Origin of the sequence: Mesorhizobium sp. B2-1-3 (assembly GCF_006442495.1) — a bacterium.
In the GTDB taxonomy this organism is placed as follows: Bacteria; Pseudomonadota; Alphaproteobacteria; order Rhizobiales; family Rhizobiaceae; genus Mesorhizobium.
The window spans coordinates 254,663-272,334 of the sequence record NZ_VFWL01000001.1; the positions used below are offsets into that span (position 1 = coordinate 254,663).

General features: G+C 64.1%; 15 protein-coding genes and 1 pseudogene. 8 read left to right on the forward strand and 8 right to left on the reverse strand.

Annotated elements, in window-relative coordinates:
* Window positions 1-16 precede the first annotated feature (16 nt).
* The 3 genes from FJ973_RS01345 (at window position 17) to FJ973_RS01355 (ending at window position 2,668) form a co-directional block, all read left to right on the forward strand.
* Window positions 17-871, forward strand: a complete 855-nt coding sequence (locus FJ973_RS01345) for a MetQ/NlpA family lipoprotein (protein WP_140491565.1) — start codon at window positions 17-19, stop codon at window positions 869-871.
* Window positions 872-942: 71 nt separating this feature from the next.
* Window positions 943-2,031 (forward strand): methionine ABC transporter ATP-binding protein, encoded by a 1,089-nt coding sequence (locus tag FJ973_RS01350; RefSeq protein ID WP_140491567.1) that lies wholly within the window; start codon window positions 943-945, stop codon window positions 2,029-2,031.
* The gene (locus tag FJ973_RS01355; RefSeq protein ID WP_140524291.1) at window positions 2,012-2,668 is read left to right on the forward strand and encodes a methionine ABC transporter permease; all 657 of its coding nucleotides are present in this window, start codon (window positions 2,012-2,014) and stop codon (window positions 2,666-2,668) included. The genes FJ973_RS01350 and FJ973_RS01355 overlap by 20 nt, the downstream gene beginning before the upstream one ends.
* Window positions 2,669-2,677: 9 nt before the next feature.
* On the opposite strand, the pseudogene FJ973_RS31685 reads toward FJ973_RS01355, so the two are convergent.
* From FJ973_RS31685 to FJ973_RS01375, 5 genes and pseudogenes are all read right to left on the reverse strand, one after another.
* Window positions 2,678-3,028 (reverse strand): annotated as a pseudogene (locus FJ973_RS31685) (Fic family protein); the annotation flags it as partial.
* 15 nt (window positions 3,029-3,043) lie between these two features.
* Window positions 3,044-3,253: a hypothetical protein gene (locus FJ973_RS31690; RefSeq protein WP_348642389.1), complete on the reverse strand. Its 210-nt coding sequence runs from the start codon at window positions 3,251-3,253 to the stop codon at window positions 3,044-3,046.
* A 4-nt stretch (window positions 3,254-3,257) separates the two neighbouring features.
* Complete coding sequence (locus FJ973_RS01365; protein WP_140514236.1) at window positions 3,258-3,464, reverse strand: hypothetical protein; 207 nt, start codon at window positions 3,462-3,464, stop codon at window positions 3,258-3,260.
* 105 nt (window positions 3,465-3,569) lie between these two features.
* Window positions 3,570-5,255 (reverse strand): hydantoinase B/oxoprolinase family protein, encoded by a 1,686-nt coding sequence (locus tag FJ973_RS01370; protein ID WP_140554663.1) that lies wholly within the window; start codon window positions 5,253-5,255, stop codon window positions 3,570-3,572.
* Window position 5,256: 1 nt separating this feature from the next.
* Complete coding sequence (locus FJ973_RS01375; protein WP_140554664.1) at window positions 5,257-7,341, reverse strand: hydantoinase/oxoprolinase family protein; 2,085 nt, start codon at window positions 7,339-7,341, stop codon at window positions 5,257-5,259.
* A 222-nt stretch (window positions 7,342-7,563) separates the two neighbouring features.
* Here FJ973_RS01375 and FJ973_RS01380 point away from each other — a divergent pair, with 222 nt between their 5' ends.
* The 5 genes from FJ973_RS01380 to FJ973_RS01405 all read left to right on the forward strand — a co-directional run bounded on the left by FJ973_RS01380 (window position 7,564) and on the right by FJ973_RS01405 (window position 14,161).
* Window positions 7,564-8,391, forward strand: coding sequence for a ferredoxin--NADP reductase (locus FJ973_RS01380; protein WP_140491577.1), 828 nt, complete (start codon window positions 7,564-7,566; stop codon window positions 8,389-8,391).
* Window positions 8,392-8,598: 207 nt separating this feature from the next.
* Window positions 8,599-9,639, forward strand: a complete 1,041-nt coding sequence (deoC, locus tag FJ973_RS01385) for a deoxyribose-phosphate aldolase (RefSeq protein WP_140491579.1) — start codon at window positions 8,599-8,601, stop codon at window positions 9,637-9,639.
* Between the two features lie 223 nt (window positions 9,640-9,862).
* Window positions 9,863-12,235, forward strand: coding sequence for an aldehyde dehydrogenase family protein (locus FJ973_RS01395; protein WP_140554665.1), 2,373 nt, complete (start codon window positions 9,863-9,865; stop codon window positions 12,233-12,235).
* Between the two features lie 179 nt (window positions 12,236-12,414).
* Window positions 12,415-13,146, forward strand: a complete 732-nt coding sequence (locus tag FJ973_RS01400; protein WP_140514227.1) for an SDR family oxidoreductase — start codon at window positions 12,415-12,417, stop codon at window positions 13,144-13,146.
* 169 nt (window positions 13,147-13,315) lie between these two features.
* Window positions 13,316-14,161 (forward strand): fumarylacetoacetate hydrolase family protein, encoded by an 846-nt coding sequence (locus FJ973_RS01405; RefSeq protein ID WP_140514225.1) that lies wholly within the window; start codon window positions 13,316-13,318, stop codon window positions 14,159-14,161.
* Window positions 14,162-14,347: 186 nt separating this feature from the next.
* On the opposite strand, the gene FJ973_RS01410 is transcribed toward FJ973_RS01405, so the two are convergent.
* The 3 genes from FJ973_RS01410 to FJ973_RS01425 all read right to left on the reverse strand — a co-directional run bounded on the left by FJ973_RS01410 (window position 14,348) and on the right by FJ973_RS01425 (window position 17,470).
* Window positions 14,348-15,346 (reverse strand): ABC transporter ATP-binding protein, encoded by a 999-nt coding sequence (locus FJ973_RS01410; RefSeq protein WP_140554666.1) that lies wholly within the window; start codon window positions 15,344-15,346, stop codon window positions 14,348-14,350.
* Window positions 15,347-15,572: 226 nt separating this feature from the next.
* On the reverse strand, window positions 15,573-16,634 hold the full coding sequence (locus FJ973_RS01420) for a Gfo/Idh/MocA family oxidoreductase (RefSeq protein ID WP_140554668.1): 1,062 nt from the start codon (window positions 16,632-16,634) through the stop codon (window positions 15,573-15,575).
* Window positions 16,631-17,470 carry a carbohydrate ABC transporter permease gene (locus FJ973_RS01425; protein ID WP_140551691.1) on the reverse strand — a complete coding sequence of 280 codons (840 nt, stop codon included), beginning with the start codon at window positions 17,468-17,470 and terminating at the stop codon, window positions 16,631-16,633. Before FJ973_RS01425 ends, FJ973_RS01420 begins: the two co-directional genes overlap by 4 nt.
* Window positions 17,471-17,672: the final 202 nt, after the last annotated feature.

Genomic DNA, 17,672 nt, shown 5'->3' on the forward strand with positions numbered 1-17,672 from the left:
ACCGCAGAGATCCATCATGTCCGATTTCAGGAACACCTTGTCGTCTTCCCTCTCGTCATATTTCAACCGCCGCGCGGGTCTTGGCTTGCTTTTCGCTTCGGCGGTCGCGGTCGCCGGGCTGATTGCGCCCAGCGCTTCGTTCGCCGAAGACAAGAAGGCGATCAAGGTCGGCATCATCAGCGGTGAGGACGAGGATGTCTGGCGGGTCGTCGTCGCCCAGGCGGCGCAAAAGGGCCTCAGCATCGAGACCGTGGTGTTCAACGATTACACCCAGCCCAACGAGGCGCTGGAGCGCGGCGAGATCGACGCCAATGCCTTCCAGCACCAGCCCTATCTCGACAACCAGATCAAGACACAGGGCTACCACATCGTGCGCGTCGGCTATACCGGCGTCTGGCCGATCGGCCTCTACTCCAAGAAATATACGAAGATCGCCGACCTGCCCGAGGGCGCGGTGATCGGCGTACCGAACGATCCCTCCAATGAAGGCCGGGCGCTGCGCGTGCTGCAGAACGAGGGCGTGATCAAACTGAAGGACGGCACCGGCATTCTCGCCACCACCGCCGACATCGCGGAAAACCCGAAGAAGGTCGAGATCAAGGAGCTTGACGCCGGCATTGTCGGCCGCTCCGTCGAGGATCTCGATGCCGCCGTGGTCAACACCGACTGGGCGCTGAAGAGCGGCCTGACACCGGAAAACCGTATCGCGCAGGAGCCTATCGCCGACAACCCCTACCGCAACTTCATCGCGGTCAAGGTTGGCAATGAGAACGAGCCCTGGGTGAAGACGCTGGTCGCCTCCTACCAGAACGAGGCGGTGAAAGCCGAGTTCGACAAGGTCTACAAGGGCACCGGCCTCAGCGCCTATTGAGGCTGTTAGTGCATTTGACATGAATGCGGTCCGCGCGGTGCGCGGGCCGCGATCGTATTCGGGATCCGCGCATGAACCAGCATTTCTCAGCAACCGCAGAAGCCATGGAGGGCACAGGCCCACCGCCGCAAGACGTGGTGCGGCTCGTCGACCTGAAGCGCCGCTTCGGCGCGACGGCGGCACTCGACGGCATTTCGCTGACGGCGCGCAAGGGGGAGATCCTCGGCATCATCGGACGCAGCGGCGCCGGCAAATCGACGCTGATCCGCTGCCTGAACGGACTGGAGCGGCCGGATTCCGGCGAGGTTTTCATCGAAGGCCGCGAGATCAGCCGGCTCGGCGAGCGCGACCTGCAGCCGCTGCGGCGGCGCATCGGCATGATCTTCCAGCATTTCAACCTTTTGTCGGCCAAGACCGTCGAGGACAATGTGGCGCTGCCGCTCAAGATCGAGGGCCGCCCGAAGGCGGAGCGGCTGCGCCGCGCCGCCGAACTGCTTGAACTGGTCGGCCTGTCGGAGAAGGCAAAGGCGTATCCGGCATCGCTGTCGGGTGGGCAGAAGCAGCGCGTCGGCATCGCCAGGGCGCTGGCCGCGCGGCCGGCGCTGCTGTTGTCGGATGAAGCCACCTCCGCGCTTGACCCGGAGACGACGCGGTCCATCCTCGCCTTGCTGAGGGACATCAACCGGCAGCTTGGCCTGACCATCCTTTTGATCACCCATGAGATGGAGGTGATCCGCTCGATCGGCGACCGCGTGGCGGTGATCGACGCCGGGCGCTTCGTCGAGCAAGGCCCGGTCTGGTCGGTGTTTGCCGAGCCGCGGTCGCCGATCACGAAAAGCCTGCTTGGCGCCATCCGGCCGCAACTGCCGGCCGAGCTCTTGGCCCGGCTGCTGCCCGCGACCGGCGCGGAGACGATCCTGCGCGTGGATGTGGCCGGGGAGGCCGCGCAAAGCCCGCTCTTGTCCGATCTCGCGACGCTCGTGCCTGGCACGTTCCGCCTCGTCCATGGCGGCATCGACCATATCCAGCAGCAGCCGGTGGGCACACTGTTCCTGTCTGTCCCCGGCAGCGATGCAAGCCATCTCGCGCGAGTGATCGCATTCCTGAAATCGCGCCAGGCGCGGGTGGAGGTGCTTGGCCATGTCGCCGATCCTGTTTGAGCTTCTGCTGCGGTCGATCTGGGAGACGGTGCTGATGACGGCCGCTTCCGGCCTCATCTCGCTGGTTTTCGGCCTGCCGCTTGGTCTCGCCTTGATCGCCACCGAACGCGGCGGCATCGCCGAAAGTCCTTGGGTCAATCGCGTGCTGGGGGCGGTCATCAACGGCTTCCGCTCGGTGCCGTTCATCATCCTGTTGGTGGCGCTGATCCCGGTGACGCGGCTGATCGTCGGTACCTCGATCGGCACCTGGGCGGCGATCGTGCCGCTGTCGATCGCCGCCACGCCCTACTACGCGCGCATCGCCGAAGTGTCGCTGCGCGAGGTCGACCATGGCCTGATCGAGGCGGCGCGCGCCATGGGCGGCAATCGCTGGACGATCATCCGCGAGGTGCTGGTGCCGGAAGCGCTGCCAGGCATCGTCGCGGGCTTCACCGTGACGCTGGTGACGCTGGTCGGCGCCTCCGCCATGGCCGGCGCGATCGGCGCCGGCGGCCTCGGAGACCTCGCCATCCGCTACGGCTACCAGCGGTTCGAGACGTCAGTGATGATCGCCGTGGTGATCGTGCTGATCATCCTGGTCTGCGGCATCCAGTGGGTGGGCGACCGGCTGGCGGCGAAGCTGGACCGGAGGGGGTGAGCGGCTGAGCTACGCGATGATGTCTTCGATAAGCGTTTGAAGCGGCGCCTCGGAACCACCGAAGCTGTCAATCATCGCCTGAATAACGCGATCTCGCTCCAGGATATCGGCGTTGAATGTGAAGCCCGCATGTTCAGCAAGCATCGCAAGGAAGGTGAGTTGGGTACGGCCGTTGCCTTCGCGAAAAGGATGAACGGCATTGACCTCCGCAACGATGTGGGCCACGTGCCTCGCAAAACCGAGGCTGTCTAGGTCTGCCAAGGAGTCGGGGTCGCCAAGTTCACGGAACACCCGAACCATCTCGCTGGCGATGTGCTCGGGATAGCAAAACCAGCTGCCACCCTTGCCGATCCGGATGGTGCGCGGCTGACCGGCCTAAGCATACACGTCTTGGAACAGGTGCCGATGCAGGTGGAGATAGTGACGGTAGTCGAGTTCGCCTGCCGGAAGGAGCTCGTCCGCGCGAGTCAGGAACAAGGCGAGCTCGACCTCATCGAGCTCTGTCTGCTCGCGGATATCAAGCAGATTTATAAGCACGGTCGTGCCGGGGTAGCAGAGTGGATCGAACTCGGCAGCGTAGACCAACGGCCTATTTCTTTTTGCGGATTTCTTCTTTGATCAGCGAGCGCCGCTCGTCACCGGACAACCCTTGCCGCACACCATGGTTGAGTATTTTCGCCATGCGGGACGACAACTTCATACCTTCGACAGCGCTGATTTTCTCGCCATGCGCTCTCGTCAGCACGAAATGACCCGTCTTGGCTGAGCGGCCGGTTCTTGAATTAAGATACTTCATTCACAAATCATATCATGGACCCGCAGGAGAGGCCAAAACGATTTCCGAGCAAGCCGGACCACGCCGCGGCCTTACTCCTCCGGGGCGAGCAAGGCGCCAGCGAGTTCATGCGGCGCCGAACAAATCCCTGGCCTGTTCGGCCGTATAATAACCAAGCCTGATGTCCTGAGCTACCAGTCCCGGATCGCGCTCACGCGGATTGCCGTAGCCGCCGCCGCCCGGCGTGCCGACGCGCACGCGGTCACCGGCCTTGAGCGCGATGTCCTGCTCCTTGGAGAGGTGCGGCGGCACATGTTCCTTCCCGTCGCGGATGACGGCCACCGTGTTGGGCTCGCCATCCCGGCCGCCGAGCGCGCCTTGCGGGCCGAAGCGGCCATGGTCCATGACAAAGGAGGCGCGGGCTTCTCCACGCAGGATCTCGACCTCGTAGGCAAGGCCAAAGCCGCCGCGATGTTTGCCGGCGCCGCCCGAGCCCTCGCGCAACGCATAGTGACGGTAAAGCACCGGAAAGGCCTGCTCCATGATCTCGACCGGCGGCGACTTGGAGATGCCGATGGTCGAGCAGCCATTGGTCAGCCCGTCATGGCCGGCATTGCCGCCATAGCCGCCGCCAGAGATCTGGTACATGACATAGTCGCGGCCGCGCGCCGGATCGTTGCCGCCGAGCGCGAAATTGCCGCTGGAGCCGGCGGGCGCCGCCGTTACCTTGTCGGGCAGCGCCTGCACCATGGCCGCAAACACCGCCTCGGCGATGCGCTGCGACACTTCCGCGGCGCAGCCCGAGACCGGGCGGGGATATCTGGCATCCAGGAAGGTACCCTCCGGCCGCTTGACCTCGAGCGGCTCGAAGGCGCCGGCGCTGATCGGCACATCGGGGAAGATGTGGCGCATGGCGAGATAGACCGAGGACAAGGTGGTCGCCAGCACGCTGTTCATCGGCCCGGCGCAGGGCTTTGACGAGCCGGCGAAATCGAAAATCAGGGTGTCGCTCTTCTTCTCGACGGCGAGCGCGATGGTCAGCGGCTCGTTGACCACGCCGTCGGAATCGACGAAGGCCTTCGAGCGGTAGGTCCCGTCGGGAATGGCCGCTATGTTGGCGCGCATCTGCTCGGCGGCGCGGCGGCGCAGTTCTGCGATCGCCTCGACAACAGTTTCGTCTCCGTAACGATCCAGAATTCCATTGAGCCGATCCTGGCCGATCAGCAGTGCGGCAGCCTGCGCCCTGATGTCGCCGATGCGCTGGTCGGCGACGCGGATGTTCGAACAGATGATGGCGTAGATCTCCGGGTCGAGTACGCCTTTCTTGAACAGTTTGACCGGCGGCAGCCGCAAGCCTTCCTGCTCGACCGCCGTCGCCGAAGCCGAGAAGCCGCCGGGCACCGAACCGCCAATGTCGGGCCAATGACCGGTGTTGGACAGCCAACAGAAAATCTTGCCGTCCCGGTAGACCGGCATGACGAAGCGCACGTCCATCAGATGCGTGCCGCCGAGATACGGGTCGTTGACGATGTAGATATCGCCCGGCTCCGGGGCCAGGCAGCGGCCGTCGGCGATCATCTCGATCACCGTCCTGGTCGAATATTGCATGACGCCGACGAATACCGGCAGGCCCTGGCTGCCTTGCGCGATCAGCGAGCCGTCGACGGCCGAATAGATGCCGTCGGAGCGATCATTGGCCTCGGCGATGACAGGTGAGAAGGCGGCGCGGGAAAAGGTCAGGTCCATCTCATCGCAGACCTGCTGCAGGGCTGCCTGGAGGACCGAGAGCGTGATGGCGTCGAGCTTTTGCATCTCAGGCCTCGCCGATGTCGATGATGATGTTGCCGTCGGCGTCCGAGCGGGCGCGGTCGCCGGGGTCGAGCACCGTGGTAGCGTCCATCTGTTCGAGGATCGCCGGCCCTTCGATGACCGCATCGAGCGGCAGTTCTTCGCGTGTGTATACGGGCGTGTCATGCCAGCGCCCGCTGTACCAGACCGGCCGGATCTCGCGCCGGGCCTCGTCGAGCGTCTTTGCCCGCCCGGCGGGGTCGATCAGCCGCGACAGATCGATCGCCGGCCTGACACCCGTCACCGAAGTGTTCAAGTTGACCAGATTGGCGCGGATTTCCGGCAGCTCGACCTTGAAGCGGGCGAAATAGGCCTTTTCGAACAGCGCCTGCAGCTCCTGCCTGGTCACCGACGAGGACGGCAGCGACACGTTGATGATGTGGGTCTGGCCGACGAACTGCATGTCGGCGGAATGGGTGACGCGGATGGTCTGCGGTTTCACCGCCTCCTTGGCGATCAGCTGCTCGCCTTCGTTTCGATGCCGTTCCAATACTTGGTGGAGGCGGCTTTCATCAAAAACGCCTACCGGCTGGTTGATGGTGTTGACGAAATCATGGCGCAGATCGGCGACGACGCAGCCGAGCGCATTGGTGATGCCGGGCCGTGCCGGCACCAGCACCCGGGGCAGTCCAAGTTCGCGCGCCAGAGCGGTGGCGTGCAGCGGGCCGGCGCCGCCGAAGGCGAACAGCGCGAAATCGCGCGGATCGTGGCCCCGCGACACCGACACCATGCGGATGGCGCCGGCCATCTTCATATTGCCGAGCCTGAGCACCGCGCCGGCTGCTTCGACGCCGGACAAGCCCGTCGCCTTGCCGATCCTGTCGGCGAAAATGCCGGTGACACGCTCTGATGTGACCGGATTGTCAACGGCAAGCAGCTTCTTCGACGCCAGCCGGCCGAGCACCAGATTGGCGTCGGTGATGGTCGGCTCCAGGCCGCCGCGGCCGTAGCAGATCGGGCCTGGATTGGCGCCGGCACTTTCCGGGCCGATCTGGATCAGGCCTGCCGCGTCGACGCGCGCGATCGAGCCGCCGCCGGCGCCGACCGTGTGCACCGCCACCATCGGCACATGGATGGGCATGGCGTATTCGATCTCGATCTCGTTCGAAACCGCCGGTTCGGCGTTGCGGATCAGCGCCACGTCGGTCGAGGTGCCGCCCATGTCGTAGGTGACGAGGTTTTCGAAGCCGGCGCGCTTGCCCGTGTAGGCGGCGGCGATGACGCCCGAGGCCGGGCCGGACATCACGGTCTTGGCCGATTCACGTGTGACGAAGCGGGCCGAGATCATACCGCCATTGCCGTTCATGATCAGGAAGTCGCGGGCGTAGCCTTTGTCGGCGAGTTCCTTGCGCAGCCGCTCGACATAGCGCTCGAGGATCGGCTGCACCGAAGCGTTGACCGAGGCGGTGACGCCGCGCTCGAATTCGCGCGCTTCCGACAGCAGCGCATGACCCGCGGTGATGTAGTCGTTCGGCCAGAGTTCGGCGGCGATCTCGGCGGCGCGCCGCTCGTGCGAAGGGTTAGCGTAGGAATGCAGGAAGTGGATGACCAGGGATTCGCAGCCGGCATCGATCAGCGCCTTCACCGCCTCGCGCATTTCGGCTTCGTCGAGTGGCATGCGTACCGCTCCCGACGCCTCGACGCGCTCGGACACTTCGAGCCGCAGGTTGCGCGGGATGACCGAAACAAAGGTGCCGGTCATGCCATAGGGCTGCGGCCGCGTGCGCCGGCCGAGCTCGATCACGTCGCGAAAGCCGCGCGTGGTGATCATGCCGGTCTTCGCCAGCCGGCGTTCGAGCACCGCGTTGGTGGTTGTCGTCGTGCCATGCACGATAAGATCGATGCCGTCGATCGGAAAGCCGGTGGTATCGAGCGCCGAAACGACGCCGAAGGCTTGGTTGTCGACGGTCGTGGGCGTCTTGGCGATATGTACCCGCCCGCCATCCTTGCCATCAATCAGAAGCAGATCGGTGAAGGTTCCGCCGACGTCGATGCCGGCGACGACACTGCCCAGGGAATCCGGCGGCTGCACCGAAAAATTCTCTTTCATTGTCGAAACCCGAAATGCTGGGACTACGGATATGTCACAGTTTGGAAAGGTGTTTTACGGCAGCATCTTGACGCAAATATCGTTTGTATACTAATAAATTCCGGACACAAGAGCTTACCGCTTTGGAGTGTGCGAGCAGCACGCCGGAACCTGAACGGTCCGGGCGCGCAGGAATAAGGTTTGGCGCCCGCGTTCGTGAGTTGGGCCAGAAGGTTGGATTTGATGAACACCACATCTGCGTTCAACACCGCCGGCGCCCGCCCGCTGCAATTTCCGATTCCAGCCAATGTCTACGCCGAAACCGTGGTCTCGGTGAAGCACTACACCGACCGGCTGTTCTCGTTCCGCATCACCCGTCCGCAGTCGCTGCGCTTCCGTTCCGGCGAATTCGTCATGATCGGCCTGCCCAATGCCGAGAAGCCGGTGTTCCGCGCCTATTCGGTGGCCAGCCCGGCCTGGGACGAAGAGCTGGAATTCTTTTCCATCAAGGTACCGGACGGCCCCCTGACCTCGGAGTTGCAGAAGATCCAGGTCGGCGACACCGTCATCATGCGCCAGAAGTCGACCGGCACGCTGGTGGTCGACGCGCTGACGCCGGCCAAGCGGCTGTTCATGATCTCCACCGGCACCGGCATCGCGCCCTTCGCCAGCCTGCTGCGTGACCCTGACACTTATGAAAAATTCGAGCAGCTGGTCCTGACCCACACCTGCCGTGACAATGCCGAGCTGACCTATGGCCAGGAACTGGTGGCGGCGCTCGAAAGCGACCCGCTGATCGGCGAACTGACCGGCGGCCGTGTCACGCTCTACAACTCCACGACCCGCGAGGAGTCGGCGCGCATGGGCCGTATCACCGCGCTCATCGGCTCCGGCAAATTCTACGCCGACCTCGGCATAGAGAAGCTCAATCCCGAGACCGACCGCATCATGATCTGCGGCTCGATGCATATGCTCAAGGACGTCAAGGAGATGGCCGAGAGCCTCGGTTTCCAGGAAGGCTCGCTCAGCCATCCCTCGACTTTTGTCGTCGAGCGCGCCTTCGTCGGCTGAGGCCTGCTCTTCTCCGGCGATCGAGCTTTTGACCTTCTGGTCAAAAATTAGCTGCTTTCGCGGCCTTTTTCAGCTATCCTCGCTTGAGGACTCGTGAAGCGCGGCTTCGCGGGCTATCTTCGTGCGTGTCGCCCAAAAGTGCCGAGCGGTTTGGGAAGACGATACACACCTAGACATAAGCGCAGTCGCTGAGTGAAAGGGCAGGAGATGAGCAGCACAATCCGCGAGGCCGAGGCCAAGGTGATGCCGCTGCCGGCGCGCGCCGCCGCCAACACCGCCCTCCCGCTGGATCATCGCATCGCGCGCAATCCCGGCATGAAGCTCGACCTCGGCTTTCTGGAGTCGGTGCGCAGCGTCAACCGCTCGGCGCTGGAACGGCGCGTCGCCAGCCTGACCAAGCGGCGCTCGATCAAGGCCGACAACCAGGCGGCCTGGCTGCTGCGGGCGATAGCCTGCATGGACCTGACGACGCTCAACTCGAACGACACGGAAGAGCGCGTGCGCCGGCTTTGCGCCAAAGCGATCAATCCGCTGCGCCGCGACATCGCTGAGGGCCTGGGCATTGCGGGCGAACCCATCCGCCCGGCCGCCGTCTGCGTGTATCATCCGTTCGTCGCCACCGCGGTCGACGCCGTGCGCGGCACCGGCATCCATGTCGCCGCCGTCTCCACCGCCTTCCCGCATGGTCTTGCGCCACTGTCGACCCGCCTCCAGGAGATCGAGGCCTCGGTGCGCGACGGCGCCGACGAGATCGACGTCGTCATCCCGCGCGGCCTGGTGTTCGGGGCCAAATGGCGCGAGCTCTACAACGAGATCGTCTCGATGCGCGCTGCCTGCGGCGATGCGCATCTGAAGGTCATTCTCGGCACCGGCGACCTCGCCACGCTGCGGAATGTGATGCTGGCCTCTATGGTGGCAATGATGGCGGGCGCCGATTTCATCAAGACCTCGACCGGCAAGGAAAGCGTCAACGCCACGCTGCCCGTCGGCCTTGCCATGGTGCGCGCCATCAGGGCCTATTTCGAGGAAACCGGCTATCTCATCGGCTTCAAGCCGGCCGGCGGCATTTCTACCGCCAAGGTGTCGCTCGACTGGCTGGTGCTGATGAAGGAAGAACTCGGCCGGCCGTGGCTGGAACCGGATCTGTTCCGCTTCGGCGCCTCGAGCCTGCTGACAGACATCGAGCGGCAACTCGAACATCACCTGACCGGGCACTATTCGGCCAATCACCGCCACGCGATGGCTTGAGTCAGGGCTCGAACGTGGAGCCCTACGGCGCCCCCCTCTGTCCTACCGGACATCTCCCCCACAAGGGGGGAGATCACGCGCTTCCTTGTTTTCGTCCATTTTCAACGTCGCAAGGGCAGCGACACGCTGAAACTGCCAATCTCCCCCCTTGTGGGGGAGATGTCCGGCAGGACAGAGGGGGGCGCGACAGAGCGCTTGCCGAGGCAATTATCTGGAGGGCCCCATGAACATTCTCGAACGCTATCACGCCATGGAATACGGTCCGGCGCCGGAAGCCCGCAACGAGGCCGACGCCTGGCTTGCCGCGCGCGATTTTTCCAAGGCATTGTTCATCGACGGCACCTGGAAGGCGGCTGGCGGCGGCAAGACCTTCGAGACCAGCGAGCCTTCTTCCGGCAAGCTGCTGGCCAAGGTCTCGGATGCCGGAGCCGCCGACATCGACGCCGCGGTCGCGGCGGCCACCAAGGCGCTGCCGAAATGGTCGGCCTCCTCGGGCTATACCAGGGCAAAAGTGCTCTATGCCATCGGCCGCGCCATGCAGCGCCACCAGCGCCTGTTCGCGGTGCTTGAGACAATCGACAATGGCAAACCGATCCGTGAGAGCCGCGACATCGATGTGCCATTGGCGATCCGCCACTTCATCCATCACGCCGGCTGGGCGCAGGCGCTGGACAAGGATTTCCCCGGCCACCAGGGCGTCGGCGTCGTCGGCCAGATCATCCCTTGGAACTTTCCGCTGCTGATGCTGGCCTGGAAGATCGCGCCGGCGCTGGCCGCCGGCTGCACGGTGGTGCTGAAGCCGGCCGAGTTCACGCCGCTGACAGCCATCCTGTTCACCGAAATCTGCGAACGCGCCGGCGTGCCGAAAGGCGTCGTCAACATCGTGCAGGGCGGCCCGGAAGCGGGTGCGGCCATCGTCAACCACCCCGGCATCCAGAAGATCGCCTTCACCGGGTCTTCGGAAGTCGGCAAGATCATACGCAAGGCTACCGCCGGCTCGGGCAAGAAGCTGTCGCTGGAGCTTGGCGGCAAGTCGGCCTTCATCGTGTTCGAGGATGCCGATCTCGACAGCGCCGTCGAAGGTCTGGTCGACGGCATCTGGTTCAACCAGGGACAGGTCTGCTGCGCCGGTTCGCGGCTGCTGGTGCAGGAGGGCATCGCCGACGCCTTCATCGCCAAGGTCAAGGTCAGGATGAGCCGGCTGCGCGTCGGCAGCCCACTGGACAAGAACACCGATATCGGCCCGCTGGTCGATCTGACGCAGCTCGATCGCGTCAAGGGCCTGGTCGCCGAGGGCGCAAAACAGGGGGCGGTCTGCTGGCAGCCGGATGCGGCGCTGCCCTCATCCGGCTATTACCATCTGCCGACCCTCGCTACCGGCGTTTCGCCGGCTAATATTCTCGCCCAGGAAGAAGTGTTCGGCCCCGTTCTGGCGACCATGACGTTCCGCAACACCGAGGAAGCGATCGAGCTCGCCAACAACACCCGCTATGGCCTTGCCGCTTCGGTGTGGAGCGAAAACGTCAATCTTGCCTTGCACGTCGCGCCGCAATTGAAAGCGGGTGTCGTCTGGGTCAACGGCACCAATATGTTCGACGCCGCCTGCGGCTTTGGCGGCTACCGCGAGAGCGGTTTCGGCCGCGAGGGCGGGCGCGAAGGCATGTTCGAATATCTCACGGCAAAGCTGCCGCTTGGCCCGGTCATCAAGCCGGCGGCAGCCTCGACACAACCGGTCGAGCAGGCCGATGGCACAGCAATCGACCGGACGGCAAAGCTGTTCATCGGCGGCAAACAGGTCCGGCCGGACGGCAACTACTCGCTGGCGGTTGTCACCGCCAAGGGCAAGCTTGCCGGCGAAGTCGGCTTGGGCAACCGCAAGGATATACGCGATGCCGTCTCCGCGGCGCGGGCCTGCAAGAGCTGGCCGGAGGCGACCGCCTACAACCGCTCACAGGTGCTCTACTATCTGGCGGAAAACCTCTCCGGCCGGGCGGAGGAATTCGCTTCACGCCTCGTCCAGCTCACGGGCGCGACCGCCAAGGCGGCACGCGAGGAGGTCGACCAGTCGATCGAGCGGTTGTTTCTCTATGCCGGACTTGCCGACAAGTTCGAGGGGCGCGTGCACCAGCCGCCGGCACGGGCGGTGACGCTGGCATTGCATGAGCCGGTTGGCGTCGTCGGCATCGTCGCGCCCGACAGTCAGCCGCTGCTCGGGTTCATCTCGCTGGTCGCGCCGGCGCTGGCAATGGGCAACACGGTGGTCGCGGTGCCTTCGGAGCGCCATCCGCTGCTCGCCACCGACTTGTATCAGGTCATCGAATATTCCGACGTGCCTGCCGGCGCCATCAACATCGTCACCGGCCGCACGGCCGAACTTGCCGGCGTGCTGGCCAAGCATGACGATGTCGATGGGCTCTGGCTGTTCGCCGATGCCGACACCTGCGCCAAGGCGGAGGTCGAGTCCGTCGGCAACCTCAAACGTATCTGGAGCGGCAATGGCCGTAGCCTCGACTGGGCCTCGGAAGAAGCCGCTGGCGATGCTTTGCTGCGCCGCGCCGTCGAGGTGAAGAACGTCTGGGTGCCCTACGGCGACTGACGTTCCATGCTGTCACAATGGAGATCGGGTTCGGGCTTGACGCTCGGGCTTATGTTCTTTAACGAGAAAAAACATCTTTATCTGTGAACTGACAGAGCAGGCCACATCATGGCCTGTGACTGGCACATGACGCCTTCGCAGGCCGCCGATAAAGGCAGTTAACCCAGGAGGAGAACAGCATGGCGGATCTGGCAGGCAAGGTCGTCGTCATCACGGCAGCGGCGCAAGGCATCGGCAAGGCAAGCGCGCTCGCCTTCGCCAAGGCAGGAGCTACCGTCCATGCCACCGACATCAACGAAACGCTGCTGGCGGAACTCGCCAAGACTGCCGGGATCAAGACACGCAAGGTCGACGTGCTCAATGACGAGGCGGTCAACACCGCCTTCGCCGGGATCGGCCGCGTCGACGTGCTGTTCAACTGCGCCGGTTTCGTCCACTCCGGCTCAATCCTGGAGATGAAGGACAGCGATCTCGATTTCGCTCTCAACCTCAACGTTCGCGCCATGATCCGCACCATCCGCGCCGTGCTGCCCGGCATGCTGGAGCGCGCAGACGGGTCGATCATCAACATGGCCTCGCTGGCGAGTTCGCAGAAGGGCGTGCCGAACCGTTTCGCCTATGGTGTCACCAAGGCTGCGGTGATCGGCCTGACCAAGGCAGTCGCGGCCGACTATGTCGGCAAGGGCATACGCTGCAACGCCATCTGCCCCGGTACGGTCGAGAGCCCGTCGCTGCAGGATCGCATGCACGCGCAGGGCGATTATGAAGCCGCGCGCGCCGCCTTCATCGCGCGCCAGCCGATGGGCCGGCTCGGCACGCCGGAGGAAATCGCCGATCTGGCCGTCTATCTGGCCGGCGCCACCTACACATCCGGGCAGGCCTACAATATCGATGGTGGCTGGTCGATCTGACCGGATCGAGGAGTCTGAAAATCCCGCTCACCGGCGATCACTATATGGTGTCCGCGCTTGCCCTGGATCAGGCCGGTGGTACGGTCCGCCGGCTTCCCCAACGGGAGCCATTCGTTTCGGTGAAGAGTTTGCAAAAGGCCGCGAGGCCGCAACCAGGAGAAGGGTTTAAATGAAACTGCTGCGCTATGGCGAGGTGGGGAGCGAACGTCCCGGCCTGCTCGATGCGGATGGGACGATCCGCGACCTCTCCGCCCATGTCGCCGACATTGCCGGCACCACGCTTCACCCGGCCTCACTGGAGATGCTGTCCAAGCTCGACGCAAAGTCGCTGCCGGCGGTTTCCGGCAAGCCGCGGCTCGGCGCCTGCGTTGCCGGCACCGGCAAGTTCATCTGCATCGGCCTCAACTATTCCGATCACGCCGCCGAGACCGGCGCCACCGTGCCGCCGGAGCCGATCATCTTCATGAAGGCCAGCTCGGCCATCGTCGGACCGGACGATGACGTGCTGATCCCGCGCGGCTCGGAAAAGACCGACTGGGAGGTCGAGCTCGGCGTGGTCATCGGCAAAACGGCAAAATATGTCAGCCAGGCCGATGCGCTCGATTATGTCGCCGGCTACTGCGTCGCGCACGATGTCTCCGAGCGCGCCTTCCAGGCCGAGCGCCAGGGCCAATGGACCAAGGGCAAGAGCTGCGACACGTTCGGCCCGACCGGCCCATGGCTGGTGACCAAGGACGAGGTCTCGGATCCGCAGAACCTGAAGATGTGGCTGACCGTCAACGGCAAGACCATGCAGAACGGCTCGACGAAGACCATGGTCTACGGCGTCGCCTACCTTGTGTCCTATCTCAGCCAGTTCATGTCGCTGCATCCCGGCGACATTATTTCGACAGGCACGCCGCCCGGCGTTGGATTGGGCATGAAGCCGCCGGTGTTCTTGAAGGCCGGCGACGTGGTGGAGCTGGGCATCGAAGGGTTGGGCCAGCAGAAGCAGACGTTCAGGGCTGACGCATAACTTTCACAAGTCGCGCCGCCCCTCATCTGGCTGCCGCCATCTTCTCCCCGTAAAACGGGGAGAAGGACGCTGTCGTTGCTGCTTTCGCCAATCGCCGGCGCTGGAGCTATCTTCCTTCTCCCCGTCACTATACGGGGAGAAGGTGCCGGCAGGCGAATGAGGGGCAGCGCCAACTATGTTGCGATACTACTTCAGCACCTTCCCATCCGCGCCAAACCGATAGGTCTTCGCCGGATCCGGCGTTGCATAAAGTGTCGCCCCCGGCTCGGCGTCATAAACACCGAAAATGCGCACGGTGATCAGCCCGGCCTTCTCGCAGTCGAGATAGAGATTGGTGTCGGCGCCGAGGTGCTCGGCATGCACGACCGTGCCTTTCCAGGCGCCGGATTTCGGGTCGACAGTCAGATGCTCCGGCCGCACGCCGATGCTCTTGGCGGTTTCCCCAAGCCTGGCGCCGTCGATGAAGTTCATCTTCGGCGAGCCGATGAAGCCCGCGACAAATTCGTTCGCCGGCGAATTGTAGAGTTCCATCGGTCCGCCGATCTGCTCGATTTTCCCGGCATTGAGCACCACGATCTTATCTGCCAGCGTCATCGCCTCGACCTGGTCGTGGGTGACGTAGATCATCGTCGCCTTGAGGCGGCGATGCAGCTGCGCGATTTCCAACCGCGTGTTGACGCGCAGTGCCGCGTCGAGATTGGACAACGGCTCGTCGAACAGGAACAGCTTTGGCTCGCGCACCAAGGCGCGGCCGATGGCGACGCGCTGGCGCTGGCCGCCGGAGAGTTCCGCGGGACGCCTTTCCAGATAGGGCTCAAGCGACAGCATGGACGAGGCGATGCCGATGCGGCGCTCGATCTCGGGCGCCGGCGTGCCGGCCTGCTTGAGGCCAAGGCCCATATTGTTCTTCACCGTCAGGTGCGGATAGAGCGCATAGGTCTGGAACACCATGGCGATGCCGCGCTTGGCCGGCGGCGTGGCCGAGACATCCGCGCCATCGATGACCACCCGGCCCGAGGTCGAATCCTCCAGCCCGGCGATCACCCTCAGCAAAGTCGACTTGCCGCAGCCCGAGGGGCCGACGAAGACGACGAATTCGCCATCCGTCACCTCGAGGTCGATGCCCTTCAGCACCTCGACCGGGCCGAAGGCCTTCTTCACATTCTCGATCTTCAGCGAGCCCACGGCAGTCCTCCAAATTGATGAGTGGGCGCCAGGGCGCCTCCCTCTGTCCTGCCGGACATCTCCCCCTCAAGGGGGGAGATTGGCAGCTTTGACGCTGAAACACTCTTTTTGACGTTTGTGATCGGCGAAGGCCATGCCGACAGCTGATCTCCCTCCTTGAGGGGGAGATGGCCGGCAGGCCAGAGGGGGGCGCCGTAGACCGCAACCCCTGCCGCTAGCTCCCTTTTCACAATCGCACCGCCTTCCCGCTGCGCACGCTCTCGTCGGCGGCAAGGCAGACGGCGAGCGATTTCACGGCGTCGTCCATATGGCGGGTGAGATCGATATCCTCGCGGATCGCCTTGAGGACAAAAGCCTGTTCGAGATCGCAGAGATCCTGGTGGCCGGGTTCGCCCTCCATCGACAGCATCTCGTCTGGCTTGGCGAACTTGCCGTCCGCGCCGGTTTTCGCACTGTGCAGGCGGATGGTCGACGTCTTGGTGTGAGTGTCGATGTCGTCGGACTTAACGCCTTCCTTCATGACGATCGACACGCAGCCCGTCGGCGAGATGACATCTTTGACAAAGAACGCGGTCTCCGAAATCATCGGTCCCCAGCCGGCCTCGTACCAGCCGACCGAGCCGTCATCGAACAGCACCTGGAGGTGGCCGTAATTGTACATCGTGGGCGCCACCTCCTCGGTCAGCCGCACGCCCATGCCGCGCACCTCGACCGGCCTGGCGTCGGTGATCTGCAGCATGACGTCGAGATAATGCACGCCGCAGTCGACGATCGGCGAGGTCGTGCGCATCAATTGCTTGTGCGTCTCCCAGGTATGGCCAGAGGACTGCTGGTTGAGGTTCATGCGGAAGACATAAGGGCCGCCGAGCTTGCGCGCCTCGGCGATCAGCCTGATCCAGGACGGGTGGTGGCGCAGTATGTAGCCGATCACCAGTTTCCTGCCATTGGCCTTGGCGGCCGCGACGACGCGCCTGGCGTCGGCCACCGTCGTCGCCAGGGGCTTTTCGACGAAGACATGGCAGCCGGCCTCGAACGCCCTCACCGCATAGTCGGCGTGGCTGTCGGAATAAGTGGCTATGCAGGCGACATCGGGCTTTTCGTCGCGCAGCGCATCGTCGAAGGAGCGCCTGATGCCGTAGCCCGACAGCCCATTCGGCAGCGGCACGTCGGAGCGGTTGATCAACGCGGCGATCTCGAAGCCCGGATTGGTGTGATAGGCGAGCGCATGGCTGCGGCCCATATTGCCGAGGCCGGCGGCGACGACGCGAAGGGGCGATTGCGAATTCACTTGACGGCTCCTGACGTGATGCCGCGGATCAGCTGCCGCGAGAAGATGACGTAGAGGATCAGCACCGGCATGATCGCCAGCGAGAGCGCGGCCAGGATGGCGTTCCAGTTGGTGACGAACTGGCCGAGGAAGAGCTGCGCGCCGAGCGTCACCGTCTTGGTCTCTTCCGACGGCGCCAGGATCAGCGGGAACCACAGATCGTTCCAGATCGGGATCATGGTGAAGACGGCGACTGTCGCCATCGATGGCCGCACCAGCGGCAGCACCAGCCGGAAGAAGATGGTGTATTCCGACAGGCCGTCGATGCGGCCGGCGTTCTTCAGGTCGTCGGACACCTGCTTCATGAATTCCGAAAGGATGAAGACAGCCAGCGGCAGGCCTTGCGCGGTGTAGACCAGGATCAGCGCCGTCAGCGTGTTGACCAGCCCGCTCGCCACCATCAATTGCAGGATGGCGACGGTGGCCAGCCGGATCGGGATCATGATGCCCAGCGCCAGATAGAGGCCCATCAGCGTATTGCCGCGAAAACGGTATTCCGACAGGGCGAATGCCGCCATGGCGCCGAACAGCAGCACGAAGAACAGCGAGGCGACCGTGACGACGAGGCTGTTCTGGAAGTAGTGGATGAAGTCGCCCTGGCCGATCACCGTGGTGTAGCCGATCAGGTCGAAGGTCTTTGGCGTCGGCGGCGTCAAAGGCGCGCCGAAAATGCCGGCGCGGGATTTGAACGAATTCATGATGACAAGGATCACCGGGAACAGCGCGATCGCCGTGTAGGTCAACAGGACCGCATGGGCGCCGATCGTGCGGGGCAGCGAACGGGTGGCGGTGCTCATTGGATGGTCTCCTGAGGAGCTACTTTGCCGAGGAACAGCACCCAGCCACCCCCCTCTGGCCTGCCGGCCATCTCCCCCGCAAGGGGGGAGATTGGCAGCTTTGGCGCCGACACATCTCCTGCATCGCTGGTGGCTGGCGAAGGCCGTGACAACAGCTGATCTCCCCCCTTGCGGGGGAGATGTCCGGCAGGACAGAGGGGGG

Bases quoted from the DNA above. Each gene is read 5' to 3' on its own strand.
- FJ973_RS01400 (WP_140514227.1), top strand. From the start codon at position 12,415: ATGGCGGATCTGGCAGGCAAGGTCGTCGTCATCACGGCAGCGGCGCAA.
- deoC (WP_140491579.1), top strand. From the start codon at position 8,599: ATGAGCAGCACAATCCGCGAGGCCGAGGCCAAGGTGATGCCGCTGCCG.
- FJ973_RS01405 (WP_140514225.1), top strand. From the start codon at position 13,316: ATGAAACTGCTGCGCTATGGCGAGGTGGGGAGCGAACGTCCCGGCCTG.
- FJ973_RS01425 (WP_140551691.1), bottom strand. From the start codon at position 17,470: ATGAGCACCGCCACCCGTTCGCTGCCCCGCACGATCGGCGCCCATGCG.
- FJ973_RS01350 (WP_140491567.1), top strand. From the start codon at position 943: ATGAACCAGCATTTCTCAGCAACCGCAGAAGCCATGGAGGGCACAGGC.
- FJ973_RS01380 (WP_140491577.1), top strand. From the start codon at position 7,564: ATGAACACCACATCTGCGTTCAACACCGCCGGCGCCCGCCCGCTGCAA.
- FJ973_RS01375 (WP_140554664.1), bottom strand. From the start codon at position 7,341: ATGAAAGAGAATTTTTCGGTGCAGCCGCCGGATTCCCTGGGCAGTGTC.
- FJ973_RS01395 (WP_140554665.1), top strand. From the start codon at position 9,863: ATGAACATTCTCGAACGCTATCACGCCATGGAATACGGTCCGGCGCCG.
- FJ973_RS01355 (WP_140524291.1), top strand. From the start codon at position 2,012: ATGTCGCCGATCCTGTTTGAGCTTCTGCTGCGGTCGATCTGGGAGACG.
- FJ973_RS01370 (WP_140554663.1), bottom strand. From the start codon at position 5,255: ATGCAAAAGCTCGACGCCATCACGCTCTCGGTCCTCCAGGCAGCCCTG.
- FJ973_RS01345 (WP_140491565.1), top strand. From the start codon at position 17: ATGTCCGATTTCAGGAACACCTTGTCGTCTTCCCTCTCGTCATATTTC.
- FJ973_RS01365 (WP_140514236.1), bottom strand. From the start codon at position 3,464: ATGAAGTATCTTAATTCAAGAACCGGCCGCTCAGCCAAGACGGGTCAT.